This window comes from Gulosibacter sp., assembly GCF_052090685.1.
Lineage (GTDB): Bacteria > Actinomycetota > Actinomycetes > Actinomycetales > Microbacteriaceae > Gulosibacter.
This window is the reverse complement of the sequence record NZ_JBQDBE010000007.1, coordinates 93,083-111,794: the sequence shown is the minus strand read 5'-3', so window position 1 is coordinate 111,794 and position 18,712 is coordinate 93,083. Positions and strand designations below refer to the sequence as shown.

The window sequence follows — 18,712 nt, the reverse complement described above, 5'->3', positions numbered from 1 at the left end:
CAACCGCATCCGCTGTCGGCCCAGTGCCAGGCCGCCGCCGCTACGCTTTTGTCGCATGGGAAAGAACAAAGTGAGAGTCAGTTCCTCGGTCGCGCGGGAGCAACTGCTCGTCGGGCCCGGGTTCAAACTCGCCGACATTGACCCGAATTCAACGCCGGGATTCGAAGGCGCCAACGGAGACGCCAAAGAACTCGCAGCCGAACTCTTCCTCGAACGTGATGAAGAACTCGCCGATCTGCAGGAACGCATGTATGCGCGTGCCCGCGCCGATCTGCCCGACGCCCCGAGCGTGCTCGTGGTCTTACAGGGTATGGATGCGTCCGGCAAGGGCGGCATCATCCGTCGCGTTTTCGGGTCGGTAGATCCGCAGGGGCTTGCGATCAAGTCCTTCAAATCGCCCACGAAGGAAGAGCTGGAGCACGACTTCCTCTGGCGAGTAGAGCCGCACGCACCGAAACCCGGGTTCATCGGCATCTTTGACCGCTCGCACTACGAGGATGTGTTGATTCAGCGGGTACGCGAGTTTGCGCCGCCCGAGGAGATCGAGCGACGCTATGGCGCGATCATCGATTTCGAGCAACGACTCGTTGACTCGGGCACGAAGGTGCTGAAGTTCATGCTTCATGTCGGTCCGGAAGAACAAGAAGAGCGCCTCCTTGAACGCATCGAGAGACCGGACAAGCACTGGAAGTACAACACCGGTGACATTGATGAACGCGAGCTCTGGGACGAATACGCAGAGGCGTACCAAATCGCGCTCGAGCGCACCTCGATGCCGAACGCGCCCTGGTGGGTGATCCCGGCGAATAAGAAGTGGTACTCGCGGCTTGCCGTGAAGGCGATTCTGTTGCGCACGCTGCGCGATATGGAACTCGAGTGGCCCGAAGTGACCTTCGACCAGGACGAAGAGCGCGAGCGCCTCGAGCAGTCCACCGCGAAGATCCTCGGCGAATAGCGGTGGTGCCGGCGCGGTACGCATGGTTTTGCCGCGGCGCCGCGCCGCGCCGCATAGCGTCGCGTTGCCGTCACGCTGTACCTCAACGAGGCATTGCTTCGGCACCGTGCCGTCGCTGCCGAAACCATGGGTCGTAGCACTCAGCATGGCTCGTACTTCACCCATGATTAGCGCTGCGAACCATGATTATGCGTGCGAGTCGCTGCGGTGGCGTGCAATCGGCAGTGATCACGTATCCGAACGCAGCGGATGACCTGTCCGAGTCGCCATGGTGCCGGAGCGCATCAATCGTCGCGGCGTCGGGCCTCAGCGGCTGCAATCATGGCTCGTAGCGCCCATCATGGTTCGTACTTCACCCATGATTAGCGCTGCGAACCATGATTACGCCTGCAAACGGCGGTGGCGGCGTGCAGACGGCGGTGGCGACGAGCAGACGGCCGTGGTCACGCGAAAATGCGCACCCATGGCGCCGCACCAACCGCCTAACGCATCGCGCCACTACTCACGGCGCAAGCGCCTCCGTGATCGGGCGGAACTTCGGCCAGGTTTCGGCGAATTCGTCGGCGGCGTCGGAACCAGCCACGATGCCACCGCCGGCAAACGCCGTGACGGTACCATCCGCATCCACCTCGGCGCCGCGAAGCGCGACGACCCACTCGCCGTCGCCCGAAGCGGAAAGCCAACCCGCGGGTCCGGCATAGCGGCGACGATCAAAGGGCTCGAGTTCGTCAATCACCGGAATGGCCTTCTTGCGCGGAGTTCCGCCCACCGCGGCCGTTGGGTGCAGCGCCTCGACGAGATCGAGCACGCTCGACCCGTTCGGCAACGTGCCGCGGATATCGCTGGCAAGATGCCAGACATTCGGCAATCCGAGCAAGAACGGCTCGGGGGATGCGGTGAGCCCGGTGTCGGGGTCATCGTGCGTGTCGAGGCGGCGCAGCGACTCGATTGCCGAGTCGATCGCGAACTTGTGTTCGGCGCGATTCTTCGCCGAGTCGGCCAGCGCTCGCCTGGCGGCGGCATCGGATGCGTCATCCATGCCACGCGGCAGGGTCCCGGCGAGCACCCGCGCGGTTACCGAGCGTCCGAGCACCCGAACGAGCATCTCCGGACTCGCGCCAATGAGTCCGTCGACGGCGTAGGTCCACGTCTCCGGGTAGGCCTCGGCGAGACGACGGACGATATGCCGCCGGTCCGCATCCGCACCGATATCGCCATGCTGGTCGCGGGAGATCACGATCTTCGTGAACTCGCCCTGTTCGATGCGAGTCAGTGCGCATTCAACCGCCTCGCGGTGGTGCTGCTCGGACATTGCCCCGGGAGTGAGGTCCGTCGCGGCCTCAGGACCGTCGGGAATGATGAGCGGGAGCCGGACCGGGACGGTGGGCACGGGGCCGGAAGAGTCAACCGAATCGGTTTCAAAAATTTCAGTGACGAAGGCGCGGCCTTCGGCGCGGCCGATCACGAACTGCGGAATCTCCAGCACACTCGCATGCGCGGAGGAGGCCGCGAAGGTGAAGGCACCGAAAGCGACCAGCCCCGATCCGGGAACCCGAACCGCATCCTCAACCCGCGACTGCGCGAGGATCGACTGCCACGCGTTTCGGGCGTCGTGGATGCGCGTCTCACCAGAGAATTCGCCTCGCCACACGCTCCCGCCGCCCACGATGCCATCGCCGCGGCGCAGCCACACCGCAGGGTTGCGCGGGTCGGCGAAGCGCAGCAGATCACCCGGGTCACTGATCGGACGGGTGCGGGCACGAAGCCGAGGAAACGAAGAACCTGGAACGTTGGTATTCACTGCCCACCAGGGTACTCCTCCGCCGACTCGCAGCGCGTCGACTGACTACCAACACCGGGCAGCCGCAGCACGACGGCTGGCATTCAGCATCGGGCACTCGCAGCGCGTCGACCGCCCACTGGCACCGGGCACGCACAGCACATTCGTTGACAAGTAGGATGAAAGGCGTGACTTCAGCCGATCTCGAAAAGCGCCCCGCCGATGTGTCGAGCATGTTCGACCGCGTTTCGCGCAACTATGACCTCACGAACGATGTTCTCTCGGTCGGCACGACTCCCTATTGGCGATTCAAAACACGGCGCGAAATCGATCCGCACCCGGGCCAGCGAGTGCTTGACGTGGCCTGCGGTACCGGCGCAGTCTCGCGCATCCTCGCCGATCACGGCAGCGAAGTGACCGGCCTCGATTTCTCGCAGGGGATGATCACCGAGGCAATCGCGCGTCATGGTGATCACCCGAACATCACCTTTCAACAGGGCGACGCCACCGATTTGCCCTTCGAGGACAACATCTTCGACGTCACGACCGTGAGCTTCGGCATCCGCAACGTGCAAGAACCGAAGAAGGCACTCGCGGAGATGTACCGCGTCACAAAGCCCGGCGGCCGCATCCTCGTGTGCGAATTTTCGCATCCCACCAATGGCCTGGTTGGATGGGGATACGACACCTATATGAACGTGGCGATGCCGTCGATTGTGAAGCTAGTATCCTCGGACCCAGAGGCATACGAGTACCTGTTCAGCTCAATCCAGGCGTGGCCGACGCAAACGACCTTTGCAAGCTGGCTGCGAGAAGCCGGTTATGAACAGGTCGCCTACCGAAACTTGACCTACGGCATTGTCGCGCTGCACCGCGGCCGCAAACCGCGCAGCGCGACCGTGCACGCACCCTCATCCCAGGAGATTCAGTGACCGCCCCGTCTTCTGCCACGCGCAGGCCCTCGCACGGCAACGTCGGGTCGACGTTCGCCCAAACCCTCTTCGCTGGACCTGCGGAACGCAAACTTCGCAAGACGCTCGATGCGGGGCTCGATCGCGTCGAAGACGTGTTGCGTGAGCAAGTGCAATATGCCGACCAGGTCGCGCAGGTCACGACCTCCTACCTGCTTGGGGCGGGTGGGAAGCGGCTGCGCCCAATGCTCGTGCTGCTGAGCGCACAGCTCGGTCCCGATTCGGAAAATGAAGGCGTGCTGACGGCGGCTGCGGCCACGGAAATCACGCATCTCGCGTCCCTTTACCACGACGATGTCATGGATGACGCGATCCTGCGCCGCGGCGTTACCGCTGCGCACCTGCGCTGGAGCAACTCAATGGCGATCCTCGCGGGGGACCTCCTTTTCGCCCGCGCCTCGCAAATGTTCTCGTACCTCGGCGATGAGGCGATTCGGATGCAGGCTACGGTCTTCGAACGCCTGGTTCTTGGCCAAATGCATGAGACGATCGGGCCCGCCGAGGGCGAAAATCGCATCGACCATTACCTGCGGGTGCTTGCCGATAAGACCGGTTCGCTGATCGGCGCGGCTGCCGAATACGGTGTGCTGCTGTCGGGCGCCCCGCAGGAATTCCGTCCCGCACTCTCGCAATTCGGGGAAGGGATCGGCGTCGCATTCCAGATCGTGGATGACGTCATCGACCTCTCGCCGAGCTCCGACAAGACCGGCAAGCTCGCGGGCACCGACCTGCGCGCCGGCGTCGAGACGCTCCCGGTGTTGCTGCTCGAGCGTCGTGCGCTCGCGGGGGATGCTGAGGCCACCGACTTGCTTGACCGCATCCGTACCCGAGTGGCGGGAACCCAACCGGGCAGTGTGGATCAGTCGTTCGCGCGAGAAGAGGCTGCGGGATCCAGCGATTCTGCAGAAGTGGATGCGATCATCGCGGAATTGCGTGAGCACGAGGTCTCGCAGGAGACCGTGAACGCCGCTGAATCACACGTCCAGCAGGCGATCGAGGCACTTGATCCGCTTCCGAGCGGAGTTGTGAAGTCGGCACTGCGTGAGTTCGCCGATCGGCTCATCAACAGGGATTTTTAGCGCATCCGCGCAGGGAGACGCGTGTGATTCAGGTCGCACGCGGTGGGAGATAGCACCGGGCGTTAAGCCCGGACACTGGGAGGAACTATGTCGAAACTTCGTGTTGCCGTGGTGGGAGCAGGTCCGGCGGGTATCTACGCCTCGGACATTTTGCGGAAGGAAGCCGAAGGCAGCCACGAAGTCTCGATCGACCTGTTTGATCGCTTGCCCGCACCCTACGGCCTGGTGCGCTACGGCGTCGCCCCCGACCACCCCCGCATCAAGGGCGTCGTGAGTGCGCTGCGGAACGTGCTCGACAACGGCGGCATCCGGGTGTTCGGGAACGTCGACTTTGGCGCGGATATCACGATCGACGATCTGCGCGAGCGCTATCACGCGGTGATCTTCGCGACCGGGGCGATGCAGGATGCGCCGCTCGAGATCCCTGGGATCGACGCGGAGGGGTCGTTCGGCGCCGCCGACTTCGTCAACTGGTATGACGGGCACCCCGATGTGTCGCGGGAATGGACACTCGACCAGGAAAAGGTTGCGGTAGTCGGGAACGGCAACGTCGCACTCGACGTCGCGCGCGTGCTTGCCAAGCAAGCGGATGACATGCTGCCCACGGAGATCCCGGCGAACGTGTATGACGGTCTTGCCGCATCGAAGATCACCGATGTGCACGTGTTTGGCCGCCGCGGACCGCTGCAAGTGAAGTTCACACCGCTCGAACTGCGCGAACTCGGGGAAGTGCCCGACACGGACCTCATCATGTACGAGGAAGATTTCGACCGCGACCCTGCTGCCGACGAAGAGTCGAAGCGCAATAAGCAGCTGCTCGTCATCAGCCGAATCTTTGGCAAGTGGCGCCAGAACGACGCTCCCCGCGAAGCGTCGCGGCGCATCCACTTACACTTCTGGTCACAGCCGCACTCGGTGCTCACCGACAATTCGGGCCGCGTGACCGGATTCCGGGTGGAGCGCACCGAACCGGATGGTGAGAGCGGTATTCGCGGGACCGGAGAGCTGCGCGACTATGAGATAGGGCAGATCTATCGGGCCGTGGGCTACTTCGGTTCACCGCTCGAGCAGATTCCATACGACCCGACCCACGGCGTGATTCCAAATCTCGGCGGCCGCGTAGTCGGCGCATCCGGCGAGCCGCTGCCGGGGATGTTCGCGACCGGTTGGATCAAGCGCGGTCCTGTCGGGCTCATCGGCCACACGAAGTCGGATGCGAAAGAGACCATCGAGCACTTGCTTGCGAGCGAAGCGGACTGGTGGCAGCCGTCGATTACCGACGAGGATGAGATCGTGTCGCTCCTCAATGAGCGCCACGTCCGCTACACCGACCTCGACGGCTGGCACAACCTGGATGCGCACGAGGTCGAGCTCGGCGAGCCGCAAGAGCGCGAGCGCGTCAAGGTCGTCGACCGCGAGGACATGCTGCGCATTTCCCGCGGGGAGTAGGGGCCGGGGCGGCTGCCGCGGGCGCGGTAACTGCGGTAACTGCGCGATAGCTGCGCGGCAGCCACCGCACGAGCCCTCCACCCCAATCGCAATACCACCCGTATCGCGGTTTACCACTTTCCAGAAGGTAGTAAACCGCGATACGGGTGGTATCCGGCGGTGTTGGCGGCTGGTATCCGGCTGTGTTGGCCCGTGGTAACCGGGAGGCTGGTGCGTGGAAGCCGACCACCAATCGATCCCACTCGAGCTAATCGTGCGCCGGTCTACGCAACCGTTCGGCTGACCGCATCCAGTTACCGCACCACCGAATTCAACCGGCACAGAGCTTCGAACGCGAAGTGCATTCGCCGTCGCACCATCCACTCGTCGAGGGCGAGTTCGCGGGAATGTACGTGAACTGCCCGCAACGATTACATATCGCGATACACACTGCGACGATGTTCCGCCGCGACTACGAGCACGATCAGTGTGTCGTCTTCGATGGCAGCAAGTAGGCGATAGTCACCGACGCGGTACCTCCAATAAGGACTCGCCACAAGGCTGCGCCCTGAGGCTCTGGGGTTTTCACGATCAATTCCTTCGAGGAGAAATCGCTTGATCCGTTGCTGGACCGGTCGATCAAGTTGGGCGATCTGTTTGAGTGCCTTGGGTGTGACCTGGACTCGGTAAGTCATGCGCCGAGCTTGTTCCAATCGACGTCTTCGACATCGATGGCGGTTTCGTCCGAGTCACGAAACTCAGTGAGCGCATCTTTCGCGAGGTAGTAATCTTCCCAATCATCGAGAAACGCTTCGATCGCCTCACTCGCGTAGAAGGCCTTGCTGCGTCCAGTCCGAGCCGCCAATGCTTCGAGGCGCTGATCGAGCTTTTCATCAAGCCGAATGTTGAGCTGTTTGGTGGCCATTATTCATTCCTTCCGCTGCTATACAAGTATATATATAGCTCTCGAAGTGTGCGAAAGCGGTGTCGTCGATGATGAGGGCGCCTCACCTTCCTGGAGAGGAGTGCGGCACATGCGAACACGCCCCCAAAGCGCAATTACCACCCGAAACGCGGGACACCACTTTCCTGAAGGTGGTAAACCGCGATACGGGTGGTATTCAAGTGTGTTGGTGTGTGGCATCCGGGAGTGCTGGTGCGTGGAATCCGAACACCAATCGATCCCACTCGAGCTAATCGTGCGCCGGTCTACGCAACCGTTCGGCTAACCACATCCAGTTACTGCACCACCGAAGTCAATCGGCACAGATCGTCGAACGCGAAGTGCATACGCGGCCGCGCCATCCATTCATCAAGCGTGAGCTCGCGCGAGTGCACCCGATAGGAGTGCTCGACCCACGAGATGCGGTCGGCGAATTCCTTGCCGTAAACGATGAGCATGATCTCGGCGTTGAGGGTGAAGGACCGCATGTCCATATTGCTCGAACCGAGCATCGTGACTTCACCATCGACCGTGATGTGCTTCGAGTGCAACACGTACGGTGATCGGTACAGCCAGATCCGCACCCCGGCGCGCAGCAGCTCCTCGTAATAGGACTGCTGCGCGTGCTGCGTAAAGAACTGATCACCGTGCTCTGAAACATGCAGGTGCACCTCGATGCCGCGCTGCACCGCCGTCGTGATCGCGTATCGCATCGAGTCATCGGGCGCGAAATACGGGGATGCGATGACCACCCGTTCTCGCGCCTGATACAGCAGCTGCGTGAAGATCCGCAGATTGTTTTCGTGCTCATAACCGGGGCCCGAGGGCACGAGTTGGCAGTCATAGAGCGAGAAGGCCTCACCCGCCGCGCGATCCTCTGCGTCGTTATCCGCGAAATCCTCTGCGGTCGGGTCGGCCCCGTCATCGGCAAGGTGCCCTGTCTCGACAAACCAGTCCGAGCGGAACACCGCATCCACACCGAGCGCCATCGGGCCGGCGACGCGAACCATGAGGTCCTGCCACTGCTGCTGGCCATGTCGGCGGTTCGGTTTCCGGTGATAGTCGCGTTCGATGAGGTTTTGGGAGCCGATCCAACTGACCAGCCCATCCACGACGAGCAGCTTGCGGTGGTTGCGCAGGTCGACGCGCTGCCAACCACCCTCCCAGGGCCAGATGGAATACAGTCGGTGCCACTCGCATCCGATCGCATCGAGGCGGCGCTTGAGTTCGGCATAGCCGGGGTACCGGAACGATCCGACCTGGTCGTACATCACGCGCACCTTCACCCCGCGCTTCACCGCGCGCTCGAGCGCGTCGAAGAATCCTTGCGTGACGTCGTCGTACCCCATCGCGTAGAACGTGACGTGCACATATGAATGTGCGCGGTCGATCTCGGCGGCCATCTCGGCAATGGTCTCGTTGTAGTTCGGGTGAATTTGGATGCGGTTGCCGGGCAAGTGCGGAATAGACGTGAGCTTCCGGGCCAGATTCGAGATCGGCAGGTAATTTTTTGGCACCGGCGTGAGGCCGAGCTCGTCCTCTAGCTCATCCGTCGCATCCCGAATGATCTTGTCGAACTCGGCCTGCTTGCGGCGACGATGCGCAGGAAGTCGATTCGTTCCGAACAGCAAGAAGAGCAGCAGCCCGACGTAGGGGATGAGCGAGATCGCCAGCAGCCAGGCAACCGCCGTGGTTGGACGACGATTATTGCCGATCGTGAACAGCGTCACGACGACAATCGCGAGATTCACGATGTACAGCGTCGCGAGTACCGCGATGCTGGGGGAGTCTGTGAGGAGTCCGAACGGCCCGATCACGAGTGCTGCAGGAGGGTGGATGCGTTCACGGGCGGTGTTATTGGCTAGCGGAAGTTCACAAACTGCAGATCGAGTTCGACGTCGGATCCCTTCAGCAGCTGCATCGTTGCCTGCAGGTCGTCGCGGCTCTTCGAGGTCACACGAAGTTCGTCGCCCTGAATTTGCGATTTGACGGACTTCGGCCCCTCGTCGCGGATCAGCTTCGACAGCTTCTTGGCGTTCGGCTGGTCGATACCTTCCTTAATGGTGCCTTCGAGACGATACTCCTTGCCCGAGACATAAGGCTCGCCGGTCTCGAGTGACTTGAGTGAAATACCGCGGCGGATGAGCTTCGACTGCAGTACATCGAGGACCGCATTCACGCGCTCTTCGCTCGCAGCCTTCATCAGAATCTGGGTTTCGCTGAGGTCGATGGATGCGGCAGCATCCTTGAAGTCATACCGTTGCGAAAGTTCCTTGGTCGCCTGGTTTACCGCGTTCGCGACCTCCTGGTGGTCGACCTTGCTCACTACGTCAAATGAAGAATCAGCCATGGGCCAATGGTACGTTGCCGTCCGTAGTTTTTCTCCCGGTCAGCCTGGATCTAGAGTTACTGGTGTTAAGTGCGCAGCGGAACCTGGATGCGATGGAGGGCAACGATGGAAATTGACACGTCCAACGTTGTATTCGCATTTCTGCTGACGCTAGGTGCCGGCCTGTCGACCACCATTGGTGCCGCCATCGGTGTGCTGGGCAAAGGCAGGTCGGTGAAGACGCTGTCGGTGGGGCTGGGGTTCTCCGCCGGGGTAATGATCTATGTCTCGCTCATGGAATTGCTGCCCGAAGGGATCGCCTCGCTCGTTGATGAATACGGCGAAGTGACCGGGAACTGGGCGGGGCTCGCGGCATTTTTCGGCGGCATTCTCGTAATTGCAGTGATCGACAAGCTCGTGCCAACCGCGGTGAATCCACACGAACCGAAGTCCATTGACCAGCCCCCGAAACGACATGCACTCATGCGCACCGGAGTGTTGACGGCGCTGGCGCTGGCATTGCACAACTTCCCCGAAGGGTTTGCGACGTTTATCGCGGCCCTGCAGGAGCCACAAATTGCGATTGCGGTGGCCGTCGCGATCGCAATTCACAACATCCCCGAGGGCCTCGCCGTCTCTATCCCTATTTATCAGGCCACGGGATCGCGAGCGAAAGGCTTTTGGCTTGCAGCGGTGTCGGGGCTCGCAGAACCTGCTGGCGCGATTATTGGCTATCTCATCCTGATGCCATTTATTTCGGACACCCTGTTCGGGGTGGTGTTTGCGGCGATCGCTGGGATCATGGTCTTCATCTCCCTCGACGAGCTGCTGCCCGCAGCGCACGAGTTCGGCGAGCACCACCTCACGATTTATGGCCTCATCGCGGGGATGGCGGTCATGGCAGTGAGCCTCGTACTTTTCCTCTAGGGCATTGCTTGGAAACCGGCCTTTAGCCTGCAAACGCAGTGTGGCTCCGTACAAATTGCACGGAGCCACATTGCGTGAGTCGACGCCTTCCACAGAGTGGTCACTGCTTGTTGGTATTTTCCGATTTAGCACCAAGGAGTGACCATTTTCCAGCCAGGCGTTCCGCTCTTGCTGGAACTACTTCTTCTTCTTGTGGGCGGTGTAGATCGCACCGGTCGTGACGTCTTCCTCCAACGCCTCGAGGGTGCGTCCGCGAGTCTCGGGGACGCTGGTGATGATGAAGATCAACGCGAGCACCCCGACGCCAGCAAAGAGGAAGAAGGTGCCGGTGATTCCGGTTGCTTCCACAAGGGTGGGGAAGTACAGCGACAGGAAGCCGTTGGCGATCCAGAGGAAGAAGATCGAAACGCCGGTGCCGAGACCGCGCATGTGCAGCGGGAAGACCTCGGAGAGGTAGACCCAGGTTGCCACGTTTAGGAAGGTCTGCATCGAACCGACGAACAGCACGACGAGGAACAGGATGATCCAGGGGCGCAGGGGGTTGCCGGGCTCGAGCACCATCGACGAAATACCGATGAGCAGGTGGCAGACGGTCGTGAGCGAGTAACCGATGATGAAGGTCTTGCGGCGGTCGAAACGGTCCATGTAAGCAAGGGCGATGAGGCCACCGATCACGGCAATCACGCCCGGGGCGATGTTCGCAATGAGGGCCGCGCCTTCTTCGAAGCCGGACTCGACGAGCACGGTCTGGCCGTAGTACATGATCGAGTTAATACCGGTGAGCTGCTGGGCGACACCGAGGCCGATGCCCACCAACAGGATGCGGATGAGCCACTTATTCGTGAGCACGGCCTTTAGGCCAATCTGCTGTTCGGTCTGCTCTTCTTTCGCGACCTTGGTGATTTCTTCGAGCTCGGCGATAGCGCGGTCTTCCGAGCGCACAGTCTTGAGCACGGCAAGGGCGTCGTCGTTCCGGCCCTTCTCGATGAGCCAGCGTGGCGACTCAGGCATGCGGAGCATTCCGAAGAAGAGGCAGATTGCGGGGATCGCACAGATGGCAAACATGATTCGCCAGACGCCATCGATGTGGCCAAAGACGTTACCGATGATCGCGTTGATCACGAATGCCGAGAGCTGACCGATCACGATGGCAACTTCGTTACGGCCCGAGAGCGAACCGCGAATCTCGAACGGCGCGAGTTCGGCCAAGAAGACCGGCACCACGGTAGAAGCCCCACCGACTGCGAGGCCGAGCAACACACGTCCGACCACGAGCAGCTCGAAGTTCGGGGTAAGGGTGACGAAAAGCGTACCGACGAAGAAGAGGATGGCGAGCGAGATGATCGTCGTGCGACGGCCGATTGCGTCCGAAAGTCGACCGCAGATGATCGCGCCAAACGCAGCGGCAAATACGAGCGAACTCGTGACGACACCCTCGGTGAAGGCTTCGAGACCGAGTTCGGCGGCCATCGGGCGCAGCGCACCGTTGATGACACCGGTGTCATAACCGAAGAGCAAGCCACCAAAGCTTGCAATAACGGAAATGAGTCCGAGTCGCTTACGGTGCGGCCCGGGGGTGAGCGGCGGCAACGCCTTTGCGCTCGCTGCTGCTCCTGAAGGGGTTGTATTAACCATTGGGCTTCCTTGCCATAGGGCGCATCGACGCGCCAGCCGGGGATAATGTCCTCACAATATGACATAAATGCCAATAGTGCGCAATAGTTTACGTGTCGGCTGAAGGTCATCGATCTTCCCAGTGTTAGCCTCCGGCCCCGTCGCCAAGCCAAGGTCGCTCGCGGCCCGCTAACGAGTCAGACCCAGGTGCAGCGCGGGATCGCTATGCCGTTGTGATGTCGAAGCCTGTGCTGCCGGTGAGGTCGATCACCTCGGAAGTCACCTGATCCACTCGGGCTGCACGTGGACCTTTCGCGGCCCAAGCGAGGAGCGCATCCACTGCCTTGGCGCCGCCCTCCGCTTCGAATTCGACGCGGCCGTCGGGGAGGTTGCGGACCCATCCGGTCACACCCAGTCGATTCGCCTTCTTTTGCGTGGACCATCGGTAGCCGACACCCTGGACGACACCGGAGACCAGCGCGTGTACGCGTTTGCTTGTCATGGGAGACAAGGTAGCTGCAGTACCTCGTGACTCTGTGCGGTATAGCGACGCTGGCGCTTAACCGACGCTGCGCGGTACAACGACTGAGGGGCCTGGCTTATGAGCCAGGCCCCTCAACTTAGTTGCGTTGTCTCAACGCGGTGGCGGGTACAAGATTCGAACTTGTGAAGGCTGAGCCGTCTGATTTACAGTCAGATCCCTTTGGCCGCTCGGGCAACCCGCCGGGCGCACACTCGTCACACGAAGTGCACCGGGTTAGCTTACACAAAAACCGCGGACGCCGCACCTCGACTTTGCTGGTGACCCGAGTTATCCACATTCGTTCCTTTTAATGCGCGGCAGAACACCCCTGTGGATGGTGCCGCTTTCTTCGCCATGGTGGTTGCTAGGGTCCCTGGCTGTGACCACAAACGATACTGACGCATCCATCCGCCCCGAAGAACTGCTGGAGATCGCGATCACCCTCGCGACCGAAGCCGGTGAACTCGTTTCTCGACGCCGGCGCGAAGGTGTTGAAGTCGCCGCAACGAAATCCAGCCTCGTCGATGTCGTGACCGCGGCAGATATTGAAGCCGAGCAATTGATCCGCGATCGACTCGCGTCGCTCCGACCTGACGATGGTTTTTTTGGTGAGGAGTCGGATGCGCTCGTGTCTCGCTCCGGGGTCACCTGGGTGGTTGATCCCATTGATGGGACGGTCAACTATCTATACGGTTCACCGAATTACGCGGTGTCAATTGCGGCGGTCACCGGTGACCCAGCCGCTGAACCTGCAGCCTTTGAGGCACTCGCGGGCGCGGTGTTGAGTCCCGACACCGGCATTACCTATAGCGCGGTGCGTGGCGGGGGAGCGTTTGTGAACGGGGAGCGCGTTCGCCTCGGCGCTGGCCCGAGCGATCTCTCGCAAGCCCTGGTAGGTACGGGGTTCTCGTATTCTGCCGCCAGGCGGCTCTTGCAAGCAGAAGCGTGGCTAGGGATGGCGGATAAGGTCCGCGATCTTCGGAGGGTGGGTGCGGCATCCCTCGATCTGTGCGCCGTCGCGCTCGGGCAAGAGGATGTGTATTACGAGTTTGGGCTCAAGCCGTGGGATTGGGCGGCGGGAGCGCTGATTGCTCGAGAATCCGGCGCGCACGTCGGCGGGTTGGAATTGTCAGAACCTGAAGGGCGGCGTATCCTTATTGCTGGTCACCCTGATGTGATCGTTTCGTTCATCGACTTGTTACGAAACGCCGCACCGCAGAAGTTGCTTTCATCAGGGAAAAATTCCAAATCGTGATGAAACCTTGGCTTTTTCGTAACATGTTCGTTACACTTGCTGAGTCCCCCGCATCACAAGGAGTTTTTCCGGCATGACCTCCCCCTCCGAGCAGTCAGCTGCTTCGCTGACTCGTAGAGAGCTTCGTGAGCTCGAGCGAGAACAAGAGCGACGCGCAGCACTGGCGAAGCTCGAAGCGCAGAAGGCTCAGGCTGCACGTAACGCTGAAGCTCCAGTTGCGGGGCCCGCTGTCGCTGAGAAACCGGTCGTTTCTGGTCGACGTGCCGCGCGACTGCAGGAAGCACGCGCTGCTGAAGCTCGTGCCGCGGAAGAGCGTCTTGCCAAGGCCCGCGCTGCAGCCCTTGCTGCCACGGTCGTAGAGGCCCCGGCGGTCGAGGAATCACCGGCGGTTGAGGAAACCGCTGCTGTTGCGGAAGCACCGGCGAAGGAGCCGGCGCCTGTTGTGGTAAAGGCCGAGCCAGTTGCGCCTGTCGCCGAGAAGGCGGCCCCGACCGCACCCGCGGAACCCGTATACATGTCGCGTCGCGAGCGTCGTGAAGCCGAGCGCGCAGCCGCTGCCGCCGCAGTGGCCAAGCTTGAAGCAGAATCCGCACGCGCTGCCGAAATCGCGGTCTCGCAGAATCCTGAACTGTTCGCTCCCGCAGAGACTGCCAAGACCGAGAGCATCGCCCCTGTCACCGAAATCAAGCCTGAGTCGAAGAAGCAGGAAGAATTCCTGCCTGAGGCCGTTGACACTGCAGTCATCGAAACGCTTGACGTTTCCCACGAGCCAGTCGTGCTCGCGCCGGTTGTTTCGCTCGACGAAGTTCGTGCCGCACGTGAAGAAGCGGTTGACATTGTTCCCGCTGCTCCGCACGACGAACCTGAAGTTGAAATCCCGGAGACGTTCCGCTCGGATCGCAAGAGCGAAGAAGGCCGTCGCATCAAGCGATCGAACCGTGCAGCATCCTCGGCCGGTCGCGTCAGCGGCGGCATGGTGGCACTCAGCCTCGTCGCCGGTACCGTTGTCCTTGGCGCTGGTTCCGCAGCTGGTCTCTCGCTCTTCGGTTCGCAAAGCGAATCGGAAGCATCCGAGATCCAGCCCGAGGCTGAGGTACAGGCTGGCACGCAGTCGCTCGCGGTGGAGCCAACCACGTCGGTTGCCGCTGCAAGTGCACGCACCGACGACATCACCGCAGTGACTTCGATCGGTTCGGCAGCGGCTGCCAACCTCGCAACCGGAGTCGAGCTTCCTGACAACCAGGCCTACACGAACGACATCACCGCGAATGTCCAGTGGCCCTTCCCGATGGGCGTGCAGATCAGTAGTGCATACGGCTTCCGTGTCGCACCGACTGCTGGCGCATCTTCCTTCCACGGCGGCGTTGACTTCACCCCCGGTATCGGTACTCCGATCGGTTCCATCGCCGACGGTGTTGTCACTGACATTGATGCCGCCGGTGGTTCGGCGACGGGCGTCTACGTCGAGGTTGAGCACACCATTGAAGGACAGCGCGTAACCACGGTCTACGGTCACATAAAGAGCGACACCATCACCGTTGCCGTCGGTGACGAAGTTGCGGTCGGCGACGAACTCGGCCAGGTAGGTAACACCGGTGTTTCGACCGGACCGCACCTGCACCTTGAGATCCACATCAACGGCAAGCACGTTGACCCGATCTACTTCCTCACGAAGCTGAACGTCTCCGGCGTTGAGGTTGAGGTTCCGACCACAACTGGCGCACCAGTTGCGCTCGGTACCGATGAAAAGCTTGGCCTCGAAGAGAGCCACGCATTCGTCGACAGTCTGTTCAGCGAAATCGACTGACACAGATCGTCACCTGAGTTGCATGAACCGGCCGGTTTAGTGCTAAGCTCTCCTGGTGCCGTTCGCGAGACAATCGCGAAAATTACCGGCCAAACGCCCCGATAGCTCAGTGGTAGAGCACTTCCATGGTAAGGAAGGGGTCGCCAGTTCAATCCTGGCTCGGGGCTCGATCAGTTGCTAGACCGGTAGCTGAGCCCATGGCAGGGTAGCTCAGTTGGTGAGAGCGCACGACTCATAATCGTGAGGTCGAGGGTTCAAGCCCCTCTCCTGCTACAGATATAAACCCCCGGTCACGCTGCGATTACTCGCGGTAGTGGTCGGGGGTCTTTTTTGTTTCCCACCCTTATACTCACCCCTGTGGACCAGTAGTAGTCGTGAAAGAGGATGCGTAAGTGGCCGAAGAATATCCCATCGATCCCACGCGATTCATCGAGGCGCTCCGCGAGCAACGAGCAGCTCGACTGAAGGGCGGCCTTTACCACCTCACGCAAATTGCGATGGCGTACAACACGAACCGCATTGAAGGCAGTCAGCTCGACGAGGAGCAGACTCGATACATTTACGAGACTCGAACCGTTAGTGGCGAAGCAGTACCCGTGGACGACGTCGTCGAGACGATGAATAGCTTCGAGCTCTTTGACGCGATGCTGGATGCGATGGACGAGCCGATTTCTACAGATCGGCTCAGGGAGTATCACCGGATTTTGAAGCGTGGTACCGCACAGTCCCGGCTCAATTGGTTCGCGGTTGGGGACTGGAAACGCGTCCCGAATGAGGTCGGTGGGCAGCGCACTACCGCCCCAGAGGAGGTGGATGTGGCGATGGCAGAGCTTTTCGAGCAGGCACCGACCATGGGAGAAATGACCTTCACAGACATTGCCGATTTCCACCACCGTTTCGAATCGATTCATCCTTTCCAGGATGGTAATGGTCGCGTCGGCAGGATCGTGATGTTTCAACAGTGCCTGCAAAACGGAATCATGCCCTTCGTCGTGCTCGATGCGCAGAAAGAGTTCTATTACCGAGGGCTTCGCGAATATGAAAATGAGCCCGGATTTCTCCGGGAGACGCTTCGCTCGTTCCAGGATGCGTACTACGAGCGGTTCGCGGAGTTCGTGCCACGGACAGAAATCTGAGCCATTCTTGGGTGAGTGGTTCGAGGTAGCCTCGCCCACCTACTCGACCGCGCAGGGAGGACCATGGTTCGCAACAAGCCGGCGATCGGGATTCTCGGTGCGGGCAGACTCGGAGCAGTGCTTGCCAAGCTCGCGAGGGCAGCGGGCTACGAGGTGTGGATCGCGGCGTCGGGCGACCCGAAGCATATCGCGGCGGGCATCGGTTACGTTGCTGAGGGTGCCATCGCCACCACCGCATCGGAGGCGGCTTCGCGAGCGGACGTGGTCATCCTCGCGTTGCCGCTGGGCAAATATCAGTCCATCGACCCCGAGTCGCTCGGCGGCAAACTGGTGATTGATGCGATGAACTACTGGTGGACCACCGACGGGGACCGAAAAGAGTTCACCGACCCGCTTATTTCGAGCAGTGAGATCGTGCGTGACTACCTCCCTTTTTCCCAAGTCGTGAAAGCGCTCAACCACATGGGTTTTGAGGAGCTCGAAGAAGAGTCTCGGCCCGAGGGCGACCCAGGCCGAAAGGCGATCGGCATCGCGGGGGACAATCCGGATGCGGTCGATCAGGTTGCAGCCATCGTCAATGAATTTGGGTTCGACCCAGTCGTCCTTGGCGAGCTCGCCGAAGGGATGAAACTCGAGCCTGACACCGAGGCCTTCGGTGCGGACGCAGCTGCCGATGAACTTCGCGCGATGATCACACGGTTCCCAAAGTCACAGCGCGGGCTGCGGCTGGCACGTGCGCTCCGACAGCGTGGTGAGCTCTGAATGCGCCGAGCCAATGGCAGATGTCGGTGACGATCGCCGGCCTGGAAACGGAAGGGTACGGCCGCGTGATTCGGCGGCTCGCGGTGACACCCAGCTGAACTGCTGGTGAAATGCTCGGCAAAATTGTGGGATGCGCTGGGCTCCCGCATCCGGCCCTGTCACCATGGCGGCATGGTCGCTTTGGAGAACACGAAAATTGCAATCGTCGGGGCTGGCAGCGTCGGCACGAGCATCGCCTACGCCGCAATGATTCGGGGTGTCGCACGGCGAATAGCCCTCTACGACATCGACGAGCCCAAAGTGCGGGCCGAAGTGCTCGATCTCGCGCACGGCAGTCAGTTCACTGGCAGCAGCGACATCGAGGGCGGAAGTGACCTCGACGTCATCACCGGCGCGAATATTGTGGTGATCACCGCGGGTGCGAAACAGAAACCCGGGCAGACCCGCATTGACCTTGCCGCCACCAACGTAGAAATCCTGTCCAGCTTGATGCCGCAACTCATCGATCGCGCGCCGGATGCGATCTATCTCCTCGTGACGAACCCTTGCGACGTGCTCACGGTTGCAGCCCAACAGATCTCGCAGCTGCCAGCTCATCGAGTGTTTTCTTCCGGAACGGTGCTCGATACTTCTCGGCTGCGATGGCTCCTGGCGAATCGACTCGGCGTATCGCGGCAGAGCGTCCACGCTCACATCATCGGGGAACATGGGGATACCGAATTCCCGCTGTGGTCGAGCGCAACGATCGGGCTGACGCCTCTCGCAGACTGGGACCACGCAGAGCATTTTCCACACGAAGAACTCGACGATATTGCCGAGCAGGTTCGGAACGCCGCCTATCACGTTATTGAAGGTAAGGGCGCGACCAACTATGCGATCGGCCTCGCCTCCGTTCGGATCATCGAAGCGATCCTCCGTGACGAGCGTGCAATTCTTCCCGTGAGCACCGTGCTGAATGAATTCCGTGGCATCAGCGGAGTCGCGCTGTCGGTACCGAGCATCGTGTCGGCAAGCGGTGCCGTGCCGGTGCCGACCACTCCGCTGTCGGCACACGAACTTGAGCAACTCCATACATCCGCCAACCACCTGCGAGCCACGCAAGACTCGCTCGGACTCTAGGCCGGCTTGGGACGCGAATCAGCCTTGAAACTCTAGGCCGGCTTGGGACGCGAATCAGCCTTGAAACTCTAGGCCGGCTTGGGA

17 protein-coding genes and 3 tRNA genes are annotated in these 18,712 nt (G+C 61.1%); 12 read left to right on the top strand and 8 right to left on the bottom strand.

The features are described 5' to 3' along the window. The first annotated feature begins 55 nt into the window (after positions 1 to 55). Entirely contained in the window at positions 56 to 955 is a 900-nt protein-coding gene (locus tag ACTHXA_RS06305) for a PPK2 family polyphosphate kinase (RefSeq protein ID WP_441670485.1), read from the top strand. A gap of 502 nt (positions 956 to 1,457) precedes the next feature. Here ACTHXA_RS06305 and ACTHXA_RS06300 read toward each other — a convergent pair. Further along, positions 1,458 to 2,756: an isochorismate synthase gene (locus tag ACTHXA_RS06300; RefSeq protein WP_441670483.1), complete on the bottom strand. Its 1,299-nt coding sequence runs from the start codon at positions 2,754 to 2,756 to the stop codon at positions 1,458 to 1,460. A gap of 167 nt (positions 2,757 to 2,923) precedes the next feature. On the opposite strand from ACTHXA_RS06300, the gene ACTHXA_RS06295 reads away from it, so the two are divergent. From ACTHXA_RS06295 to ACTHXA_RS06285, 3 genes are all read left to right on the top strand, one after another. Continuing rightward, on the top strand, positions 2,924 to 3,667 hold the full coding sequence (locus ACTHXA_RS06295) for a class I SAM-dependent methyltransferase (RefSeq protein ID WP_441670481.1): 744 nt from the start codon (positions 2,924 to 2,926) through the stop codon (positions 3,665 to 3,667). Next, positions 3,664 to 4,785 carry a polyprenyl synthetase family protein gene (locus ACTHXA_RS06290; protein ID WP_441670479.1) on the top strand — a complete coding sequence of 374 codons (1,122 nt, stop codon included), beginning with the start codon at positions 3,664 to 3,666 and terminating at the stop codon, positions 4,783 to 4,785. The genes ACTHXA_RS06295 and ACTHXA_RS06290 overlap by 4 nt, the downstream gene beginning before the upstream one ends. Before the next feature lie 87 nt (positions 4,786 to 4,872). Then, positions 4,873 to 6,234: an FAD-dependent oxidoreductase gene (locus ACTHXA_RS06285; RefSeq protein ID WP_441670477.1), complete on the top strand. Its 1,362-nt coding sequence runs from the start codon at positions 4,873 to 4,875 to the stop codon at positions 6,232 to 6,234. A 410-nt stretch (positions 6,235 to 6,644) separates the two neighbouring features. Here ACTHXA_RS06285 and ACTHXA_RS06280 read toward each other — a convergent pair whose 3' ends face one another. The 4 genes from ACTHXA_RS06280 to ACTHXA_RS06265 all read right to left on the bottom strand — a co-directional run bounded on the left by ACTHXA_RS06280 (position 6,645) and on the right by ACTHXA_RS06265 (position 9,506). Continuing rightward, entirely contained in the window at positions 6,645 to 6,908 is a 264-nt protein-coding gene (locus tag ACTHXA_RS06280) for a type II toxin-antitoxin system RelE family toxin (RefSeq protein ID WP_441670475.1), read from the bottom strand. Next, complete coding sequence (gene relB, locus ACTHXA_RS06275; RefSeq protein WP_441670473.1) at positions 6,905 to 7,138, bottom strand: type II toxin-antitoxin system RelB family antitoxin; 234 nt, start codon at positions 7,136 to 7,138, stop codon at positions 6,905 to 6,907. Before relB ends, ACTHXA_RS06280 begins: the two co-directional genes overlap by 4 nt. Before the next feature lie 314 nt (positions 7,139 to 7,452). After that, a complete protein-coding gene (gene cls, locus ACTHXA_RS06270; protein WP_441670471.1) occupies positions 7,453 to 8,973 on the bottom strand; it encodes a cardiolipin synthase in 1,521 nt (506 codons plus the stop codon). Between the two features lie 44 nt (positions 8,974 to 9,017). Next, entirely contained in the window at positions 9,018 to 9,506 is a 489-nt protein-coding gene (locus ACTHXA_RS06265) for a YajQ family cyclic di-GMP-binding protein (RefSeq protein WP_441670469.1), read from the bottom strand. A 105-nt stretch (positions 9,507 to 9,611) separates the two neighbouring features. On the opposite strand from ACTHXA_RS06265, the gene zupT reads away from it, so the two are divergent. Then, positions 9,612 to 10,412 (top strand): zinc transporter ZupT, encoded by an 801-nt coding sequence (gene zupT, locus ACTHXA_RS06260; RefSeq protein WP_441670467.1) that lies wholly within the window; start codon positions 9,612 to 9,614, stop codon positions 10,410 to 10,412. Between the two features lie 177 nt (positions 10,413 to 10,589). Here the strand turns inward: zupT and ACTHXA_RS06255 are convergent, their stop codons facing one another. The 3 genes from ACTHXA_RS06255 to ACTHXA_RS06245 form a co-directional block, all read right to left on the bottom strand. Then, positions 10,590 to 12,047, bottom strand: a complete 1,458-nt coding sequence (locus ACTHXA_RS06255; RefSeq protein ID WP_441670465.1) for a sugar porter family MFS transporter — start codon at positions 12,045 to 12,047, stop codon at positions 10,590 to 10,592. Between the two features lie 202 nt (positions 12,048 to 12,249). Next, positions 12,250 to 12,528 (bottom strand): acylphosphatase, encoded by a 279-nt coding sequence (locus ACTHXA_RS06250; protein ID WP_441670463.1) that lies wholly within the window; start codon positions 12,526 to 12,528, stop codon positions 12,250 to 12,252. A gap of 141 nt (positions 12,529 to 12,669) precedes the next feature. Next, positions 12,670 to 12,751, bottom strand: a tRNA-Tyr gene (locus ACTHXA_RS06245). 177 nt (positions 12,752 to 12,928) lie between these two features. On the opposite strand from ACTHXA_RS06245, the gene ACTHXA_RS06240 reads away from it, so the two are divergent. The 7 genes from ACTHXA_RS06240 to ACTHXA_RS06210 all read left to right on the top strand — a co-directional run bounded on the left by ACTHXA_RS06240 (position 12,929) and on the right by ACTHXA_RS06210 (position 18,628). Then, the gene (locus ACTHXA_RS06240; RefSeq protein ID WP_441670461.1) at positions 12,929 to 13,804 is read left to right on the top strand and encodes an inositol monophosphatase family protein; all 876 of its coding nucleotides are present in this window, start codon (positions 12,929 to 12,931) and stop codon (positions 13,802 to 13,804) included. Between the two features lie 73 nt (positions 13,805 to 13,877). Continuing rightward, entirely contained in the window at positions 13,878 to 15,611 is a 1,734-nt protein-coding gene (locus ACTHXA_RS06235) for a peptidoglycan DD-metalloendopeptidase family protein (protein ID WP_441670459.1), read from the top strand. 95 nt (positions 15,612 to 15,706) lie between these two features. Beyond that, positions 15,707 to 15,778 (top strand) — tRNA-Thr (locus tag ACTHXA_RS06230). Positions 15,779 to 15,810: 32 nt separating this feature from the next. Next, positions 15,811 to 15,884 (top strand) — tRNA-Met (locus tag ACTHXA_RS06225). A 119-nt stretch (positions 15,885 to 16,003) separates the two neighbouring features. Next, positions 16,004 to 16,747, top strand: coding sequence for a Fic family protein (locus ACTHXA_RS06220; protein WP_441670457.1), 744 nt, complete (start codon positions 16,004 to 16,006; stop codon positions 16,745 to 16,747). A 63-nt stretch (positions 16,748 to 16,810) separates the two neighbouring features. Next, positions 16,811 to 17,509, top strand: coding sequence for an NADPH-dependent F420 reductase (locus tag ACTHXA_RS06215; RefSeq protein ID WP_441670455.1), 699 nt, complete (start codon positions 16,811 to 16,813; stop codon positions 17,507 to 17,509). 171 nt (positions 17,510 to 17,680) lie between these two features. Then, the gene (locus tag ACTHXA_RS06210; RefSeq protein ID WP_441670453.1) at positions 17,681 to 18,628 is read left to right on the top strand and encodes an L-lactate dehydrogenase; all 948 of its coding nucleotides are present in this window, start codon (positions 17,681 to 17,683) and stop codon (positions 18,626 to 18,628) included. The last annotated feature ends 84 nt before the right edge of the window (positions 18,629 to 18,712 follow it).